This window comes from Brachybacterium sp. B718/18 (assembly GCF_055454375.1).
Genome location: NZ_JBVDDO010000007.1, coordinates 5,625 through 23,288 on the forward strand (window position 1 = coordinate 5,625; position 17,664 = coordinate 23,288).

Annotated in this window: 12 protein-coding genes; 5 read left to right on the forward strand and 7 right to left on the reverse strand. The window is 74.3% G+C overall.

The features are described from left to right. Window positions 1–50 precede the first annotated feature (50 nt). The 3 genes from ACZCAH_RS11505 to nudC form a co-directional block, all read right to left on the reverse strand. Complete coding sequence (locus tag ACZCAH_RS11505; protein ID WP_329744861.1) at window positions 51–353, reverse strand: WhiB family transcriptional regulator; 303 nt, start codon at window positions 351–353, stop codon at window positions 51–53. A gap of 290 nt (window positions 354–643) precedes the next feature. Continuing rightward, on the reverse strand, window positions 644–2,794 hold the full coding sequence (locus ACZCAH_RS11510) for an ATP-dependent DNA helicase UvrD2 (RefSeq protein ID WP_464341210.1): 2,151 nt from the start codon (window positions 2,792–2,794) through the stop codon (window positions 644–646). A 102-nt stretch (window positions 2,795–2,896) separates the two neighbouring features. Continuing rightward, window positions 2,897–3,808, reverse strand: coding sequence for an NAD(+) diphosphatase (gene nudC, locus ACZCAH_RS11515; RefSeq protein ID WP_464341211.1), 912 nt, complete (start codon window positions 3,806–3,808; stop codon window positions 2,897–2,899). Window positions 3,809–3,857: 49 nt separating this feature from the next. Between nudC and ACZCAH_RS11520 the strand changes: the two genes are divergently transcribed. Then, window positions 3,858–4,823, forward strand: a complete 966-nt coding sequence (locus ACZCAH_RS11520; protein ID WP_464341212.1) for a phosphotransferase — start codon at window positions 3,858–3,860, stop codon at window positions 4,821–4,823. 96 nt (window positions 4,824–4,919) lie between these two features. Here ACZCAH_RS11520 and ACZCAH_RS11525 read toward each other — a convergent pair whose 3' ends face one another. Together ACZCAH_RS11525 and ACZCAH_RS11530 are read right to left on the reverse strand one after the other, a co-directional pair. Beyond that, entirely contained in the window at window positions 4,920–8,294 is a 3,375-nt protein-coding gene (locus tag ACZCAH_RS11525; protein ID WP_464341213.1) for a UvrD-helicase domain-containing protein, read from the reverse strand. Continuing rightward, the gene (locus tag ACZCAH_RS11530) at window positions 8,291–11,497 is read right to left on the reverse strand and encodes a PD-(D/E)XK nuclease family protein (protein WP_464341214.1); all 3,207 of its coding nucleotides are present in this window, start codon (window positions 11,495–11,497) and stop codon (window positions 8,291–8,293) included. Before ACZCAH_RS11530 ends, ACZCAH_RS11525 begins: the two co-directional genes overlap by 4 nt. Before the next feature lie 135 nt (window positions 11,498–11,632). Here ACZCAH_RS11530 and ACZCAH_RS11535 point away from each other — a divergent pair, with 135 nt between their 5' ends. From ACZCAH_RS11535 to ACZCAH_RS11550, 4 genes are all read left to right on the forward strand, one after another. Next, window positions 11,633–12,286 (forward strand): TetR/AcrR family transcriptional regulator, encoded by a 654-nt coding sequence (locus ACZCAH_RS11535; RefSeq protein WP_464341215.1) that lies wholly within the window; start codon window positions 11,633–11,635, stop codon window positions 12,284–12,286. A 65-nt stretch (window positions 12,287–12,351) separates the two neighbouring features. Continuing rightward, on the forward strand, window positions 12,352–12,573 hold the full coding sequence (locus tag ACZCAH_RS11540) for a DUF3107 domain-containing protein (RefSeq protein ID WP_329744854.1): 222 nt from the start codon (window positions 12,352–12,354) through the stop codon (window positions 12,571–12,573). A gap of 7 nt (window positions 12,574–12,580) precedes the next feature. Then, on the forward strand, window positions 12,581–14,227 hold the full coding sequence (locus tag ACZCAH_RS11545; protein WP_464341216.1) for a metallophosphoesterase family protein: 1,647 nt from the start codon (window positions 12,581–12,583) through the stop codon (window positions 14,225–14,227). 68 nt (window positions 14,228–14,295) lie between these two features. Further along, window positions 14,296–16,041, forward strand: a complete 1,746-nt coding sequence (locus tag ACZCAH_RS11550) for a DEAD/DEAH box helicase (protein ID WP_464341217.1) — start codon at window positions 14,296–14,298, stop codon at window positions 16,039–16,041. A gap of 77 nt (window positions 16,042–16,118) precedes the next feature. Here ACZCAH_RS11550 and ACZCAH_RS11555 read toward each other — a convergent pair whose 3' ends face one another. Together ACZCAH_RS11555 and ACZCAH_RS11560 are read right to left on the reverse strand one after the other, a co-directional pair. Next, the gene (locus ACZCAH_RS11555) at window positions 16,119–16,748 is read right to left on the reverse strand and encodes a MarC family protein (RefSeq protein WP_329749515.1); all 630 of its coding nucleotides are present in this window, start codon (window positions 16,746–16,748) and stop codon (window positions 16,119–16,121) included. Continuing rightward, window positions 16,730–17,629 carry a PHP domain-containing protein gene (locus ACZCAH_RS11560; protein WP_464341218.1) on the reverse strand — a complete coding sequence of 300 codons (900 nt, stop codon included), beginning with the start codon at window positions 17,627–17,629 and terminating at the stop codon, window positions 16,730–16,732. Before ACZCAH_RS11560 ends, ACZCAH_RS11555 begins: the two co-directional genes overlap by 19 nt. Window positions 17,630–17,664 lie beyond the last annotated feature (35 nt).

The window sequence follows — 17,664 nt, forward strand, 5'->3', positions numbered from 1 at the left end:
CTGTGGGGTGCTCCGCCCCCTTCGTCGTGCGGCACCCGAGCGCGAAGGGCTCAGGCGGCGCTGACCGCCGAACGGTCCTTGCGGGGACGCCCCCGGCCGCGCTTCACCGCGATGATGCGGCCCGACTCGAAGATGGAGCCGCCCCACACGCCCCACGGTTCCTCGCGCTCGAGGGCACCGCGACGGCAGTCCTCGATCAGCGGGCAGTCGGCGCACAGCATCTTGGCCTGCTCGAGGTCAGCGGGTCGTTCGGAGAAGAAGAGGTCCGCGGCCTCCGCGTCGTGGCAGGGCAGCAGATGCGCCGAGGCGGCGTCGGGGGACAGGAACGTGCTGAGGGAGGTGGTGATAGTCATCGTCTCGCTGCTTCGAAGATCGTCGGGGACGAGCCCTGTCAGGGGCGGGGTGCGGCGGCGGCGCCGCACCGGCAGCGAGGTGGACCTCGTCAGCTCAGGTGGGCACCTGCGGGGATACGACCCCGATACCGCTGCGGGAGAGCGGGCACTCCGAAGGAGTACGGCCCTGCTTCCGCGATATTCCTGATGATCATGAGGCCACCCCCTTTCTGTGCGCGCTCACCGGTGTCCCGGTTCGCGATGCGGACGATTGACGAGTTGAGTCTACACACCCGTCACAGATCGCACATCTATTTTTTGACCTGCGGCGATGCCTTCCGGGACGCGGTTCCTGCGACCTTCCGGCGATGGGCGCCGAGGAGCTCGAGCAGCTCCTCCCCCACGCGCTGCGCCGCGGCGGGGCCGAGCCCGGGGACGGCCAGCAGCTCCTCGGCCGTCGCGGGCATCCGCTCCGCGACGGCCTCGAGCGCGGCATCGGTCAGCACGGCGTAGGGAGGACTGCCCAGGGCCGCCGCGCGGTCCCTGCGCCAGCGGCGCAGGTCCTGCAGCAGGTCCCCGCTCGCGGGGGAGGGGCAGCCGGGGTGGCGGCCCAAACGCTGCTCGGCGGGGGCCACGAGGGCCTGCCCGCAGACCCGGCACTCGGTGTGCACGGTCGCGCTGCGACGCCCGGTGCGCCGCGCGGTCGGGCCGCCTCCCCCGGGCCGACGGTTCTCGGGATGGTCGAGGATCCCGTCGAGGAAGCGGGAGGGCTTGCGGCTGCCGCGTGCCCCGACGCTGCGGGCCGCGGCCCAGCTGACCGTGAGCAGGTCGCGGGCGCGCGTGAGGGCGACGTAGAAAAGGCGCCGCTCCTCCTCGACCTCGGCCGCCGAGGAGGCCATGGAGATCGGCAGCAGGCCGTCGCTCGCCCCGACCAGGAACACGACGGGCCATTCGAGGCCCTTCGCGGCATGGATGGAGGCGAGGGTGACGCCGTCCACGAGCGGGGCGGACTGCGCCTCGGCCCGCTCCTCGAGCTCGCGCACGAGGTCCGGGAGCGCGGCCCCGGGACGGGCGAGCACGGTGTCGGCGAGGCCGACGAGGGCCTGCAAGGAGTCCCAGCGATCGCGCACGGCTCCGGTCGACTCGGGTGCTTTCTCGGACCATCCCTGCTGGCCGAGGACGTCGCGCACGACCCGGGCGGGCTCCTCGTGCTCGAGCCGGGCCGCGGCGCGCAGCGCGACCATCGCCCGGCGGACCTCCTGACGCTCGAAGAACCGGTCCCCGCCGCGCACCAGATAGCCGATGCCGCGGCCCGTGAGCGCCTGCTCGAAGGCCTCGGACTGGCTGTTGGTGCGGAACAGGATCGCGATGTCGGCGGCGGGTCGGCCCTCGGCGACGAGGTCGGCGATTCGCTGGCCGACGCCCTCGGACTCGGCGACGTCGTCGGGATAGGACTCGATCGTCGGCGGTTCCCCCGCCTCCCGCTGCGCGACGAGCGTGAGGCGATGGTCGCGGGTGCGCCCCCGGGCGGCGTCCAGCGCCGTGTTCGCCAGGCGCACGATCTGCGGGGTCGAGCGGTAATTGCGTTCGAGCCGGATGGTGCGGGCGCGCTTGAACTCCTGGGAGAAGTCCAGCAGGTAGGAGGCGCGGGCGCCCGCGAAGGTGTAGATGGTCTGGGCCGCGTCCCCCACCACGCAGAGATCGTCGGAGCTGCCCAGCCACAGGCGCAGCAGCGCGTGCTGCAGCGCCGAGACGTCCTGGTACTCGTCCACCACGAAGTGCTTGTACTGGGAGCGCACCTCCCGGGCGACGTCGGCCCGCTCGGTGAGGAAGCCGACCATGTGCAGCAGCACGTCCTCGAAGTCGATGACGCCCTTCTCCTTCTTCACCTCCTCGTACTGGGTGAGGATGCGGGAGATGGTGCGGGCGTCGAAGCCGGCGGCCCCGGGCCGGCGTGCGGCCTCGGCCGCGGCGGGGTACGCCTCGGGGGTGAGCATCGAGACGCGGGACCACTCCACCTCGGCGACGATGTCGCGCAGCGCGGCGCGGTCCACCGAGAGGTGCAGGCGCTGGCAAGCCTCCCCCACGCCCGGGTACTTGCTCGCCATGATGTCCGGCATCGGCCCGCCCACCACCCGCGGCCAGAAATGCCGCAGCTGACGCAGCGCCGCCGAGTGGAAGGTGCGGGCCTGCACCGCCGGGACCCCCAGATCACGCAGGCGCGAGCGCATCTCCGCCGCGGCCTTCGCCGTGAAGGTGACGGCGAGGACGTGGCGCGGGTTGAGCTGACCGGTCGCGACGCCGTAGGCGATGCGGTGGGTGATCGCGCGGGTCTTGCCCGTCCCCGCGCCGGCGAGGACGCAGACGGGCGTGCCGAAACTGCGGGCGGCCTCGCGCTGCTCGGGGTCGAGCGCGGCGAGCAGCGCCTCGGGATCGGGGACGGGGAGCGGGGCGTCGGTCATCGCGGACCATCCTGCCAGCGGAGCCCGACGGACGAGCGGGCGGTGTGGACGCGGCGTCGCTCACGGCGCACGGATCACGCCGCGGGGATCAGCCCGCGAGGATCAGCCCGCCGGGCGCTCGCGGGACCAGTCGTCGATGAGGGCTCGGCCGAGGGAGGCGTTGGCGGGGATCTCGAGGCCCCCCGACTCGAGGGCCGCGTGGAACTCCTCCCGGGTGAACCAGCGGGCCTCGGCGATCTCCTCGTCCTGGAGGGTCAGCTCGGCGGAGCCCGAGATCCATGCGCGGTAGCCGAGCATGAGCGAGCGCGGGAAGGGCCAGGGCTGGCTGCCGACGTACTCGACCTCCGCGACGGTGAGGCCCACCTCCTCGGCCACCTCGCGGGCGACCGCGTTCTCGAGGCTCTCCCCCGGCTCGACGAATCCGGCGAGCACCGAGTGGAACCGACCGCGGAATCTCGCGTTGCGGGCCAGCAGCAGCCGGTCGCGGTCATCGCGCACGGCCATGATCACGGCCGGGTCGGTGCGGGGGAAGTGCTCGGAGCGGTCCTCGCGGCAGCGCAGCACCCAGCCGGCCATATCCGCCTCGAGCAGCTCGCCGCACAGCGGGCAGTGCTTCATCGAGCGGTGCCAGGCGCCCATCGCGACGGCGGTCAGGGCGAGATCGGCATCCTCCGGGGTGAGATCCCCCGCGATGCGGCGCAGGTCCCGCAGGTCCCGGCCGGGATCATCGATCTCGGGACTGGGCTCGGGCAGCTCCACGCCCAGGACCCGCACCCCGTCGCGGAACGAGAGCAGAACGAGGCTGTCGTGGCCGCCGCGCGGATCGGCCTCCTCGAGCAGCACGCGCAGGCCGGCGTCCGTCTCCTTCACGGCGACCGCCCCGGCGCGGGTCACGAGGTAGCGGGCGTCGGGACCGGGATCCAGCACGCCCTCCTCGCCGCGACGCAGGGCGTCACGATCGCTGCCGACGAGGGTCAGGGGGGTGTCCAGATGGGGTCCGCGCAACATCGCCATGGTCCTCAGCCTACGCGGGAGCGGAGGGGCGGCCGGGTACGGTGTGAGGGTGCATCGCAACTCCTACTCCCTGGCAGCCCTCGCCGCGGCGGCGGTCCCCGGTCTGGTTCCCGCGCAGACCACGCCGATCGCGACCCCGGTCGAGGACCTCGACGTCGCAGGAGTGGTGGGCGAGGACGGCCGCCGGGTCATGATCCTCTCCCCCGCCTCGGTGGCCGCCGGGGTGCACCTGGAGCGCGACCTGCGCGTCGCCGATGCGCTCACGGGCACGCCGTTGCGCGGCGTGATCCCTCCGGTGCTCGGAGTCGTCAAGCTCGCCGAGGGTGGCCGGGCCGCGGTGACCGAGGCGCCCGTCGGCCGCCCGCTGATGCTGCAGGACCTGCAGGACTCGCCCGCGCTCGCGCGCTCGCTGGGCCAGGTGCTCGCACGGATCCACACGGTGCCCCGCTACGCCGCCGAGGCCGCGGGGGTGGAGACCTTCACCCCCGCCGCACTGCTGGCGGAGCACCGGGACCGGGTCACCCGAGCGCAGGAGGGCGGGCATCTCCCCGCAGCGGTCGCCCAGCGCTGGGAGTCGCTGCTGGCCGACGAGGAGCTGTGGGACTTCACCCCGCAGTTCGTGCACGCGGACCTCTCCGAGGAGAGCCTCTTCGTCGCCGCCGACCAGATCAGCGCGATCCGCGACTGGTCCTCCTCCAAAGTCGCCGATCCCGCCGCCGATCTCGCCTGGCTGGTCTCGGCCCTCGACGCCGAGCGCTTCGACGAGCTGTACACGAGCTACCGGGAGGAACTGCCGACCTCGACGCATCCGCGGCTCATGGAGCGTGCGCAGGCGCTCGGCGAGTTCGCGGTGGTCGCCTGGCTGATCCACGGCCAGGACGCCGGCGACGCCGAGATCATCGCCGACGCCCGGGCGATGATCGCAGACCTCGACGCCGACCTCGCCAAGATCGCCCGCGAAGAGGCCGAGCGCGCCTACGAGGCGATGAGCGCGCAGCGGCCCGCGGAGGCCTGAGCCCCGCGCCCTCGCGACCGCCGAGCAACCCGGTCAGCCAGGTCACCCCGGCCACCCCGGTCAGCTCGGTCCGCCCGATCAGCTCGATCAGCTCGGTCAGCTTCCCAGGAGCATCGCCGCGATCCGTTCCCGGGAGGGATGGCGGCGCACCTCGTGCGTCGTGCCCTCGGCGACGAAGTGGAAGGCCGTACGGATCCTCGACAGCGGCATCCCGGTCTTCTCGTGCCAGGCCAGGCGGTACAGCGAGAGCTGGAGGGAGCGCTCGCGCAGCTGCGCGGGTCGCGGCATGCGCCCCGTCTTCCAGTCCACGATGATCACGCCCGCCGCATCGTCGGGACCGTCGGCGTCCCCGGCGTCCGGGTCGGGGAAGACGGCGTCGATCACGCCGCGCACCACCACCGCACCCACCCGGGTGTGGACCGGGGTCTCGACCGCGATCGGGGTGCGGCCGGACCACTCGGAGCGGGCGAAGGCCTCGCGGAGGGCGAGGTCGTCGAGGTGCGGCGCCTCGTCCTCGCCCAGATCCGGGAGGTCCTCGAGATCGAGCAGGGTCGCCCCGCCGAAGCGGTGCTCGAGCCACGCGTGGAAGGCGGTGCCCCGGGCCGCCGCGGCGGAGGGCCGCCGCGGCAGGGGCCGCACCAGGTCGAGGGCGGCGCCTTGCGGGTCGCGCGCCTGCTGCACGACCTGCGAGGCGGACAGCCGCGCCGGGGAGTGGACGGCGGGCGGCCCCTCCTGGCGCTCCAGGTCATCGAGCACCCGGCGCAGGGTCTCGGCGAGCTCGGGGTCCGCGGGCGGGAGGTCCTCGGCGGCGGCGAGCATCTCCTCGGCGAGATCCCGGCGGCGCTCGGGCTCTCCCTGTGCTGGCGGCCAGGTGGTGAACCGGCGCGCGGACTCGAGCGGGTTCTGCTCGGGCACGTCCTCCCGGCGGCGGAAGGGTTCGGGCACCAGCGGCTCCGCCTCGGCGAGATAGCGGGAGCGGGGCCGCGCGGTGGTCAGCCCCTGGCGCCAGGCGGCGGAGGTCAGCAGCAGGCGCCGACGGGCGCGGGTCACCGCGACGTACATCAGCCGACGGTCCTCGCGCAGGGATTCCTCCCCCTGAGCGAACCGGTACTCCTCGATCAGCGCCTCGGCGTCGACCTGGGTGTCCGCCTCCGCCCAGGCGAGCTCGGGCAGGGTGTCGGCGTCACCGCGCAGGGCGGTGGGGACGGAGGCCCCGGCGAGCTTCCCGAGCCACCCGTCGCCGGGCACCCGCACCCGCCCGGCCTCGTCGGTCTTCGCCCGGCGCAGGTCGTAGGAGGGCACCGATCCCTCGGTGAGGCCGGCGACGGCGACCAGGTCCCATTCGAGGCCCTTCGCGGAGTGCATGGTCACGATGGTGACCGCCTCCGGATCGCTCTCGGCCTCCGCCTCCCCCGCCGCGCCGACGGACAGCGCCGCCTCCTCGTCCTCGCTGATCTCGAGCAGGTCCAGGTATGCGGCGAGCCCGCCGCGCCGGGCGGTGCGGTCGAAGGCCGCGGCGTGCTCGCGCAGCGCCTCGAGATCGCCGAGGGCCCGCGTGGACGGATCCGCCTCGCGCAGCACCAGGTCCACCTCGAGCAGGCGCACGGCGGCCGTGACCAGATCGGGGAGCGGGAGCGGCAGCAGCCGCCGCATCTCGCGCAGCACCTGCTGGACGTGCTCGAGGCGCTCGCGACCGCGCTCGCTGAGGGAGCGCCCGGAGGGATCGGTCCAGCCCCTCGGCGGGAGGTCGTCCACGGCGTCGAGCAGCGACACCTCCTCGACCTCGTCGGGGGCGGCGGGCACGCCGTCGGTCGTCGTCGGACGTGCGGCCCGCAGACGCGACCCGAGCCGGTCCCGCCAGCGGCCGAGGACCGCGAGATCCCGCGCCCCGAGACGCACCCGGGGTCCGGTGAGGAGGCGCATGAGCGCATCACCCCGCCCCGGATCGTGGGAGGCCTCGAGGAGGGCGCGGACATCCGCCACCTCCGGCCGGTGCAGGAGCCCCCCGAGCCCCACCACGTGCACGGGCAGCCCCTCGGCCTCGAGGCCCTCGACGAGGGCGGGGATCTGACGCCGCGCGCGCACCAGGACCGCCGCCGACGGCACCTCCTCCTCGGGTGCCTCGGCGCGGCGGGCCCGGATCCAGCGGCCGATGGCACGGGCCTCGCCGGTCTCGTCGGCGGCCTCGTGGATCTCCGCGGCGCCCTCCCCCGCGCCGGGGCGGGGGTGGAGCTCGGGGATCTCCACCCCGGCCCCGGCCGCGCGCAGCGGTCCCGCGAGGCGGTTCGCGACGGCGAGGACCGCCTCGTCGTTCCGCCAGGAGGTGGACAGGGTGCGCTGCAGGACCGGCCGCTCCGGGGTCGCGAAGGCCTCCGCGAAGCCCGCGAGGGAGGCCGCCGAGGCACCGCGCCAGCCGTAGATCGCCTGCTGCGGATCGCCGACGGCGCACGCGGGGTGCCCGGGGCCGAAGAGGTCGGTGAGCATCCGCAGCTGGGCGACGGAGGTGTCCTGGAACTCGTCGAGCAGCACGACCCGGTGCAGGCGGCGGGCGAGGGCTCCGGCGGCGGGCACCTCGCGCGCGATGCGGGCGGCGAGGGAGACCTGATCGGCGAAGTCGAGAGCGGAGCTCTCGGCGCGGATCTCGGCGAAGCGCTCGACCAGCGGGATCAGGGCGAGGCGGTTCTCGAGGGCGGTGAGCACCCCGGCGACAGCCTTCGGGGTGGTGCGGCGCCGTCCCTCGACCTGCAGCGGGATCTGGGAGAGGTGCGTGTGGATCTCCCGCAGGTGCGCCTCGAGCCGCGCGGGATCCACCAGGTGGTCGGCGAGCGAGGACGTCAGCGAGAGCAGGGCGGCGGTGAGGGTCGCGGGGGACGCCTCGAGGTCGAGGCTGTCGTCCCAGGACTCCACGAGGGTGTGGGCGAGCTGCCAGGACGCCGAGGTGGACATCATCGTCAGCTCCGGATCGATGCCGACGGCGAGGGCGTGCTCGCGGACCAGGTCGAGGGCGAACCCGTTGTAGGTGCGGACCGCGGGGCGCTGGCCGACGAGCTCGTCCCCGCCCCGTTCGAGACCGGCCGGGAGGGGCAGGCCCTCGGCGCGCAGCGCGTGGGCGAGGGTCGCCAGACGCTGGGCGATGCGGGCGGAGAGCTCGTGCGCCGCCTTGCGGGTGAAGGTCAGACCCAGCACCTGCCGCGGCTCGACCACGGCGTTCGCGATCAGCCAGACCACGCGGGAGGCCATCGTCTCGGTCTTCCCGGAGCCGGCTCCGGCGACGACCAGCAGCGGCTGCAGCGGGGCCTCGATGACGGCGGTCTGCTCGGCGGTCGGCGGCGGCTGCTCGAGCAGGCCGGCGAGGCGGGCCGCGCTGAGCGTCGCGGCGGGGCGCTCGTCGTGCTCGTGGTGCTGGTGGTGCTCCAGGTGCTCGTCGTGCTCGTGGTGCTGGTCGTGCTGGTCGCGTGCAGGGCGGGTCACAGCTGCTCCCCCTCGGGTTGCAGGGCGCAGCTCGAGCGGACCGCACAGCGGCTGCAGTGGGAGGTGATCCGCGCGGCGACCTCGGCTCCGGAGACGTCCGCGGCGACGCGGCGCACGAGGTCGTCGAACCAGGCGGGATCCTCCGCGCGGGAGAGGGCGGTCTGGGTGCGGACGGCGGCGCTGCGCCCGCCGGTGCCGACGTAGACCAGCTGCGCGCCGTTGAGCCGCTCGGGGGCATCCTCCCCCAGCTGCTCGGCGAGCGCCCCGTCCCGCACCGCGGTCTGGTACGCGGCGAGCTGGAGGTCCTCCTCCGCGGCGGCCCGGGACTTCGCGGCGCGACCGGTCTTGAGGTCGACGACCCGCAGCCCGGTCTCGTCCCCCTCGAGGCGGTCGATCGAGCCACGCAGCCGCACCGGGCCCAGGAGCACCTCGAAGGGTGCCTCGACGGCGAGCGGCGGGGCCGCGGCGGCGAGGTGCTCGGCGAGCAGGCGAGCGGCGTCCTCCGCCCGGCGCACACGGCGCCTCCCCGACCAGGTGTCGGTGCCGGGGATGGTGCGGAGCTGGGCATGGAGGGCGTCGAGCAGGTCCTGGACGCCGTTCTCGGGTCCGCGCGGATGGGTCTGCGCGAGGTGGTGCAGGGCGGTGCCGATGCGCTGCGCCGGCCCTCCCGAGCGCGTGCCGCCGGAGCGCTCGAGCAGCCAGGCCTGCGGGCAGTCGGCGGCGCGCTCGAGGGCCGAGGGGGACAAGGGGATCTCCGTGCCCGGGTCGGCGAGCGGCGCGTCGCTGCTCGGGCGCTGGTGGTACCAGCGCTCCGGGGCGGTGCCGGGAGCTCCCGCCGCGGCGAGCGCGTGCAGGGCCCGGGCCGCGTCGGCCGCACGCGCCGGGTCCGGGTCGAGGAGCCGTCGTCGCAGGGCGGGGACCAGCTCGCGCACGTCAGGGGCGGGCCCCGGGTCCCGTCGGAGCGCGTCGAGATCGAGCCAGTCGGGCTCGTCCGGGGAGTCCGCGGCCGCGGCGGCGGCCCCCTGCTCGAGCGCCTCGAAGAGCGCGGAGGGGTCCGAGTCCGGGTCCTCGACGGCGGTGACGAGCACCCGTGAGCGGGCACGGGCGAGGGCGGAGACCGCGAGCCGCAGCTCATCGGCGAGGACCTGGGCGCGCTGGATCGCGCGGACGGACTCGGGGTCGGCGGGCAGCCCGCCGGGATCCCGGGAGTCGGTCAGCAGCGCCAGCTCCGCCGCACCGAAGAGGGTCGAGCGGAGGCGCAGGTCCGGCCAGGCACCCTCCTGCAGGCGGGCGAGGACCACGGTGTCCCGGTGCTCGCCGGCGATCTGCGCGGGGGTGAGCACGGCGACCCGGCCCCGGGGCGCGGCGGCCGGGGCGAGGGTGTCCTCGACGACGGCCTGGGCGCGGACCTGCTCGACGAGGTCGAGGGGCCCCGCGCCGGGACGCCGGTCGGTGAGCCGCTCGGCGGCCGCGAACAGCTCCAGCAGGGCGTCGAGCCGGGACCCGGCGAGCCGGGCGCGGGCGCCGTCCACGTCCCCCGGGGCGCCGAGGGCCGCCCGCCGCCAGCCCCCGGCGAGCCCCGCCGCGTCCCAGGCGTGCCACAGCACCTGCTGGGCGTCCTCCTCGCGGTGGGCGCGGACGGCGGCGATCATGTCCCGCAGCCGGTGCACGGGGGCCGCCGTGCGGTCCCGGTCCTCGGCGCCCGGCAGTCCGGGGGCCTCCTCCTCGAGCAGCGCCCGGGCGAGCAGCTGGTCGCTCGGGGTCTCGTCCTCGGGGCGGGCTCTGCGGTGGGCGGCGAGCAGGAGGCGGCGGATGCGGCGCAGTCGCAGCGAGTCGGCGTCCCCGTAGGGCCCCCGCAGCAGCGCGTCGGCGACCAGCGGGTCCACGGAGGAGCCCTCCGGTGCGAGAGCGATCTCGAGCACCGTCAGCAGGTCCGCGACCGCCGGCACCTCGCGCAGCGGCTGGGGCCGGTGCGGCACGCGCACCGGCAGCCCGGAGCGCGAGAGGAGGTCGGCGACGTCGGCCACCGCCGCCCCGGAGCGGCACACCACCGCCATGTCGTCGTACTCCACCTCCTCCCGATGATGGAGGTCGCGGAGCGCGCCGGCGATCAGCCGCGCCTCCTCGAGCGGGTCCCGGGCACGCACGGTCACGGGTCGCGGGCCGTCCGGGGTGTGCCGGGGACGACGCACCGCGGCCGGCGCCCCCGCGAGCGGGAGCCGGCCGCGGAGTTCGTCGAGCACGCGCAGCGCACCGCCCCGCGGCCCGTGGGCCCCGGGAAGGGCGATCTCCGACAGCGGCCGGCGGAGGAGCCCGCGGAGCCGGTCTGCCGCATCCGGCAGCGCCCCGCGGAAGGTGTCCACGGCCGCATCGGGGCAGGAGAGCACGAGCAGCCGCGCACCGGCCCCGGCGAGCGCCGCCACCAGGTCGACGCCGGCGCTGGTGAGGTCCTGGGCGTCGTCGACGACCACGAGGGAGTACGGCGCGGGCTGCGCGGTGTCCTCGAGCAGGCGCACCGCCCGTCGGACGAGGCCCCCCGAGTCCAGGCGCGGCCCCGCGTCGAGGGCGGCGGCCGCTTCGAGATCGAGCACGCCGAGGTAGTCGCGCAGCAGCGCGGCGGCATCGCGCCAAGCGGGACGGGCCCGCTCCTCCCCCAGCCGGTCGAGATCCGCCGGGGAGAGCCCCCGCTCCGTCGCCCGGGTGATCAGATCGCGCAGCTCCGCACGGAAGCCGGGCAGCGTGCGCGCCGCCGCGTCGACCTCGAGATGCCAGGTGCCGCGCTCGGCGATGAGCTCGGCGAGGAGGGCGTCCTGCTCGGCCCCGGTGACCAGCGTCGGCTCGCCGCGCCCCGCGCGGACCGACTCGGCGCGCACGATCGCGTGGCCGAGGGCGGGGGGCGTCATGGCGTGGACCCCGGCGGCGCCGTGCGCCGCGAGGGCGTCCCGCAGCCGCCCGGCAGCGGCGCGCCGGGGGGCGAGCAGCAGCGTCCCCTCGCCCGCCCGGGCGGCCGCCGCGAGCGCGAGCGCGGTGCGCCCGGCGCCCGGTCCGGCGTGGACCAGGACGTCCCCGCCGCCCTCGACGAGCTCGAGAGCGCGCCGCTGCTCGACGTCGAGACGCTCCGGGGGCAGGACCGCGGCGACGGCCGACGGGTCCGGCCCGAGCAGCCGGATGCGGCGGCGTGCGGAGCTCACGGTCGTCGTCATGCCCCCATTGCACCTCATCCCCCCGACCGATGACGCCGGGGGACGCGTCCCGTGGCGGTAGCATGATCCGGGTCACCCGGACAGGTCTATCCAGGATCGGAGGCGGCCGTCATGTCCTCGCCGTCCACCCCTCGCATGCCTCGTGCGCAGCGCCGCGCCCAGTTGCTCGAGCTGGCCACCCGGGTCTTCGGCGAGAAGGGGTACCAGCGCACCTCGATGGACGACATCGCCCACACGGCGGGGGTCACCAAGCCCGTGCTCTACCAGCACTTCACCTCCAAGGAGACGCTGTACGCGGAGGTCCTGGACATCATCGCCGAGCGCATGATGAGCGAGGTCCAGACCGTGCGGGAGGTCGAGGGCGGCTCGGTGGAGCGGGTCCGCTTCGGCCTCGAGCTCTTCTACCGCTTCGTCTCGCTGCAGAACGCGGTGCGCCTGTTCACCGGCTCGGAGCCGGTCCCCGCGACCGTGCAGGAGCGGGTCACACAGGTCCTGGACTCCCTGTCGATCGAGCTCGCGAGCCTGCTCATGGTCACCCGCGAGATCTCCGATGCGCGAGCGAGGATCCTGGGCCGCAGCATCCTCGCCGCCGCGCAGTCCACCGCCGTGATGCTCCACGCCGCCTCCGGCGAGCCCGAGCGGGAGGAGATCCTCGAGGTGATGACCTCCGCGATGCTGCACGGCCTGACGGGCTTCGCCCCGCTCGAGCATCCGCAGGTGGCCGGGACGGTGCTCGCCGCCGACGGCTCCTCCCGGGCGGGCGACGGCCCCGTCACCGCCCAGCCCTGACCGCTAGACTCCCGCACGCACAGCACCGGACGACCCCGCCCACGCGGCGGAGGGAAGGACCCACCATGGAGATTCGCCTCGGCATCCAGCACTCCGCCCGCGAGATCGTGATCGAGTCCGCGGAGGGCTCCGAGGAGCTCCTCGAGCGCCTCTCCGCCGCTCTGCGCGACGGCACCCCGGTCACCCTGGTGGACGACAAGGGCCGCACCGTGCTGGTCCCCGGCGCGAAGGTCGCTTACGTGGAGCTCTCCTCCGAGGAGCCCCGCCGCGTCGGCTTCCTCGGCTGACCCTGCCGTGACCGCTGCCGTCGACGACGAGGTCGCGGCGCTCCGCACGAGGCGCCGTCGGCGGCGCCGCCGTATGCTCCAGGGGACGACGACCACCCTCATCGCGGTGCTCGGCGCGATCGTCGGGATCCTGCTGGTCCCCGCGACGAAGGTCGAGGTGGGCCCGCTCACGGCGAGCGTGCACATGCGCCCCTCGCTGCACGCTGAGACCGTCCTGCTCCTGCCACCCGTGGGCGAGGTCGCCTTCGACACCCACCGCGCACCGGTGCGGGTCGAGGCACGTGTGCAGAGCGTCGACGTGGCGGCGGCCGAGGCCCTCTTCACCTCCGACGCCGGCCTCGCCGAGCTCAGCCGCACCGCCCCGGAGGCGATCACCTCCGCGGCCGCCGTGAACGCGGCGCTGAACGCCCTGTTCTGCGCCGCGGGCGCCGGTCTCGCCGTCGGCCTCACCTTCCGTCGGGTGCGCCGCGCCGTGGCCTCCGCCGGCGGCGCCGCCGCGGTCGTCGCCGCCTCGGCACTGACCACGAGCCTCACCTTCTCCCCGGAGTCCCTCAGCCAGCCCCGCTTCGAGGGGCTGCTCTCCCAGGCCGCTTATGTCGCGGACCTCGGCGAGGCGACCGCGGCGGACTACGCGAACTACCGGAACACGATCGCGGAGTTCGTCGGCCAGGTCTCGGCGCTGTACATCGCCGCGGACTCGCTGCCCGTCGGGCTCGACGCGGAGAACGTCACCACGGTGCTGCACGTCTCCGACATCCACGACAACCCGCAGGCGTACGACGTCATCGAGCAGCTCCACACCCAGTTCGCGATCGACCTGGTGATCGACACGGGCGACATCGTCTCCTGGGGCACACCCTGGGAGAACGAGCTGCTGCGCGAGATCGGCACCCTCGACGTGCCCTACCTGTACATCAGCGGCAACCACGACGGGCAGGCTGCGGCCGAAATGATCGCCGCCCAGCCCAATGCGACCGTCCTGGACAACCAGGTGGTCGAGATCGAGGGGCTGACCATCGCGGGCATCGGCGATCCGCGCTTCGCCGCGGACGACGACTCCGACGCCGGCGGCTGGCGCGAGGGCAAGGAAGCGGTCTCGGCGAGCGGCTTCCAGCTCGGCGAGACCATCACCGCCTACGACGCGGCGCATCCCGAGGACCCCGTGGACATCGCCCTGATCCACGATCCCACCGAGCCGGACGGCCTTCTGGGCCGCACGCCGCTGGTGCTCTCCGGGCACATGCACACCTCGAAGGTGGAGCTGAACCGCGAGGGCTCGGGCACCGACTGGTTCACCGTCGGCTCCACGGGCGGTGCGCTCGCCTCGGGCGGCGTGTCCCCCGTGCTGCAGGGCGAGGAGCCGCTCGAGCTGACCGCGCGGATGCTGTACTTCGACTCGACCACCGGCCGGCTCCTCGCGTACGACGACATCACCATGGGCGGCCTCGGCCTGGTGTCGGTCTCGATCGAGCGCACCCAGATGCCAGAGGAGACTCCCGCGCTCGAGGTCCCGGAGGGCGCGGAGACCCCCGCGGAGCCGATCCCGTCCGAGCAGGAGGTCGAACCGGGCCAGGGGCTCCCCGACGAGGAGCGCGTCACGCCGACGGACCCGGAGAGCCCCCTGCCCTCGGTCAGCGACGGCGGCGGGGGCTGATCACGGGGGCCCGTCAGGGGCCGGGGGCTACCATGGCAGGGCACATCCGATATCCAGAGAGTTGAACGGTGCCCGAAACCATCCCGCACACCGACGAGGCCGAGTCGGCCTCCCCCGCCGTCGAGCAGAGCTCCGGCACCCCCGTCGTCGAGGTCCCGCAGACCTTCTCCGACTTCGCGGTCCGCCCCGACATCGTCGAGGCCCTCGCCGCCAAGGGGATCATCCATCCCTTCCCGATCCAGTCGCTGACCCTCCCGGTCGCGCTGCGCGGCCGCGACATCATCGGCCAGGCCAAGACGGGCACGGGCAAGACGCTCGGCTTCGGCATCCCGGCCCTCCAGTCCGTGGTGGCGCCCGGGGAGGACAACCCCGAGAACCGTCGCATCGGTGCCCCGCAGGCCCTCATCGTGCTCCCCACCCGCGAGCTCGCGGTCCAGGTGGCCGAAGATCTGCAGGCTGCGTCCACGAAGCGCCCCGTCCGCATCCTCACCGTCTACGGCGGCCGCGCCTACGAGCCGCAGATCGAGGCCCTCGAGAAGGGTGTCGAGGTGGTGGTCGGCACCCCCGGTCGCCTGATCGACCTCATGCGCCAGAAGTACCTCGACCTCTCGCAGGTCAAGGTCGCGGTGCTCGACGAGGCCGACGAGATGCTCGACCTGGGCTTCCTCGAGGACATCGAGAAGCTGCTCCAGGCCGTGCCCACCACCCGCCAGACCATGCTGTTCTCGGCCACGATGCCGGGCCCGATCATGGCTCTCGCCCGCCGGTTCATGCGCCAGCCCACGCACATCCGGGCGCATGATCCCGGTGACGTCTCGCGCACCAAGGCGGACATCACCCAGGTCGTCTACCGGGCGCACCAGCTCGACAAGATCGAGGTGATGGCCCGGGTGCTGCAGGCGCGTGGCCGCGGCCTGACGATCATCTTCATGCGCACCAAGCGCCAGGCCGACCGCGTCGCCGCGGATCTCGCCGAGCGCGGCTTCGCGGCCGCCCCGCTGCACGGCGACCTCGGCCAGGGGGCGCGCGAGCAAGCTCTGCGCGCCTTCCGCAACGGCAAGGTGGACGTGCTGGTGGCGACCGATGTGGCCGCTCGCGGCATCGACGTCGACGACGTCACCCACGTCGTGAACTGGAACTGCCCCGACGACGACAAGACCTATCTGCACCGCACCGGCCGTACCGGTCGTGCGGGCCGCAAGGGCACCGCCATCACTTTCGTGGACTGGGAGGACCTGGCGCGCTGGGCGCTCATCGCGCGGCAGCTGGGGCTCGAGTCGACCGAGGCGGTCGAGACCTACTCCACCTCCGAGCATCTGTTCACCGATCTCGACATCCCCACCGAGGCCAAGGGCACACTGCCGAAGGACAAGCGCACGCGCGCGGGTCTGGAGGCGGAGGATCTCGAGGACCTCGGCGGTCCCGAGGCGCGGCGCGAGCGTTCCGGTCGCGGCGAGAGGTCCGGCGGCCGCGGCGGCCGGTCCGAGCGCTCGGAGTCCCGGGACTCCGCACGTCCCGCCGACGCCGATAACACGGAGGGCACCGCCTCGGCCGAGTCCACGGGTGAGGATCGTCCGCGGCGCAGCCGCTCCCGCTCCCGCACCCGCCGCGTGAACGGCGAGGTCGTGGAGCAGCAGGGCGACGCCACGAGCGAGAGCTCCTCGCGCGCCGCGGGCGCCGAGGGCTCCGGCCCCGAGTCCGACGGCGAGCGTCCCCGTCGGCGTCGGTCGCGCGGCGGCCGCGGTCGCAGCCGGAGCCGCGGCGGCGACGGGGCGACCGGAGGCGGCGAGCAGCAGTCCTCCTCCGAGGGCTGACCCCGCCTCCCGGCAGATCCACGAGGGCCCGGTCCGGGCCCTCGCTCGTCGGCGGGTGCCGTACCCTGCCCGATCGTTCAGCCGGGGACGACGCCCCAGCCGATGAGGAACGAGTGGATGGCGTCGAAGATCATCTGCGTCGAGATCGCGGCCAGCAGCACGCCCGCGATCCGGGTGACGAGGGTGACGCCGCCCTTGCCGAGCAGCCGCGCGATGATGCCGGAGAAGCGCATCACCGAGTACATGACCACGGCCATGAGCACGAGCGCGATCACGAGCGCCGCGATGCGGTCGGAGCGGCCGCCGGTCTGGTCGACGAAGAGCATCATCGCCACGATCGCGCCGGGACCGCCGAGCAGCGGCGTCCCCAGCGGCACGAGGGCGACGTTGACGCCATCGCTCGCGGCCATCTCCCCCTCCTTGCCGGCCAGCAGCTGCAGCGCGATGATCAGCAGCAGGAGACCGCCGGAGAACTGCAGCGCCGGCAGCGAGATGTGCATGTAGTCGAGGATGAAGCGGCCGAACAGCGCGAAGGTGCTGATGATCAGCATCGCGACGCCCACGGCGACCAGGGCGGCACGGGACCGCTGCTTTGCGGTCATGCTGCCGGTCAGCGACAGGAAGATCGGGATCGTCCCCGGAGGGTCGATGATGACGAAGAGGGTGACGAAGACTCCCGCGAGGAAGCTCAGGTCGACCAGGTCCATGGACGGATGACCTCGGTGCTGCTCGTGGCGCGAGTGATGATCGCGGCCAGGACGTCCGGCTGCGTGAGGTTCTCTCCGAGCCGGTTGGGTTTGCCCGCGCCATGGTAATCGCTGCCGCCGGTCACGAGGAGCCCATGAGACCGGGCGAACTCCCGCAGTCGCCGCCGCTCCGGCTCGTCGTGCTCCCGGTGATCGACCTCGATGCCCGCGAGCCCGGCGCCGATCATGTCCTCCAGCACCGACGCGGGCACCTCGGCGTCCCTTGTCCCCGACGCGGGATGCGCCGCGATCGCGACCCCGCCCGCCTCGCGGATGGCCCGCACCGCGGTCGCCGGGGAGGGTGCGTAGTAGGGCACGTAGTAGGGGCCGCTCGGATGGAGGATCTCGCGGAACGCCGCGGAGCGGTCCGGGAGCACGCCGTGGGCGACGAGGGCGTCGGCGATGTGGGGGCGACCGATCACCGTGTCCCCGTCGGCCGCCTGCGCGCGGACGTCCTCCCAGGCGATGGGGTGGTCGCGGCCGATCAGCTCGACCATCCGCTGCGCCCGCTCGACGCGGCTGCGGCGGGCGCAGGCCATCTCGTGCGCGAGCTCGGTGTCCGGCGAGGGGTCGACGAGCAGGGCGAGCACGTGCACGCTGAGCCCCTGGTGCTCGGCGGAGACCTCGATCCCGGGCACAACCGAGACGCCGCTCGCAGCGCTGGCCGCCGGGATCTCGCCCCAGCACCCGACGGTGTCGTGATCGGTCACCGCGATCGTCCCCAGACCCGCCTCCGCGGCCCGCGCGAGCAGCTCGGCGACGGTGCAGGTGCCGTCGGACCAGGAGGTGTGGGTGTGCAGGTCGATGCGCTCCGCGTCCTCGAGGGCTGACCTGTCTCTCATGCACCCAGCGTAGTGGGCCGCGTGAGACGATCGGG

Coding starts and splice junctions, on each gene's coding strand:
- ACZCAH_RS11505 (WP_329744861.1), bottom strand. CDS start 353: ATGACTATCACCACCTCCCTCAGCACGTTCCTGTCCCCCGACGCCGCC.
- ACZCAH_RS11540 (WP_329744854.1), top strand. CDS start 12,352: ATGGAGATTCGCCTCGGCATCCAGCACTCCGCCCGCGAGATCGTGATC.
- ACZCAH_RS11530 (WP_464341214.1), bottom strand. CDS start 11,497: ATGACGACGACCGTGAGCTCCGCACGCCGCCGCATCCGGCTGCTCGGG.
- ACZCAH_RS11555 (WP_329749515.1), bottom strand. CDS start 16,748: ATGGACCTGGTCGACCTGAGCTTCCTCGCGGGAGTCTTCGTCACCCTC.
- ACZCAH_RS11510 (WP_464341210.1), bottom strand. CDS start 2,794: ATGACCGACGCCCCGCTCCCCGTCCCCGATCCCGAGGCGCTGCTCGCC.
- ACZCAH_RS11560 (WP_464341218.1), bottom strand. CDS start 17,629: ATGAGAGACAGGTCAGCCCTCGAGGACGCGGAGCGCATCGACCTGCAC.
- ACZCAH_RS11535 (WP_464341215.1), top strand. CDS start 11,633: ATGCCTCGTGCGCAGCGCCGCGCCCAGTTGCTCGAGCTGGCCACCCGG.
- nudC (WP_464341211.1), bottom strand. CDS start 3,808: ATGGCGATGTTGCGCGGACCCCATCTGGACACCCCCCTGACCCTCGTC.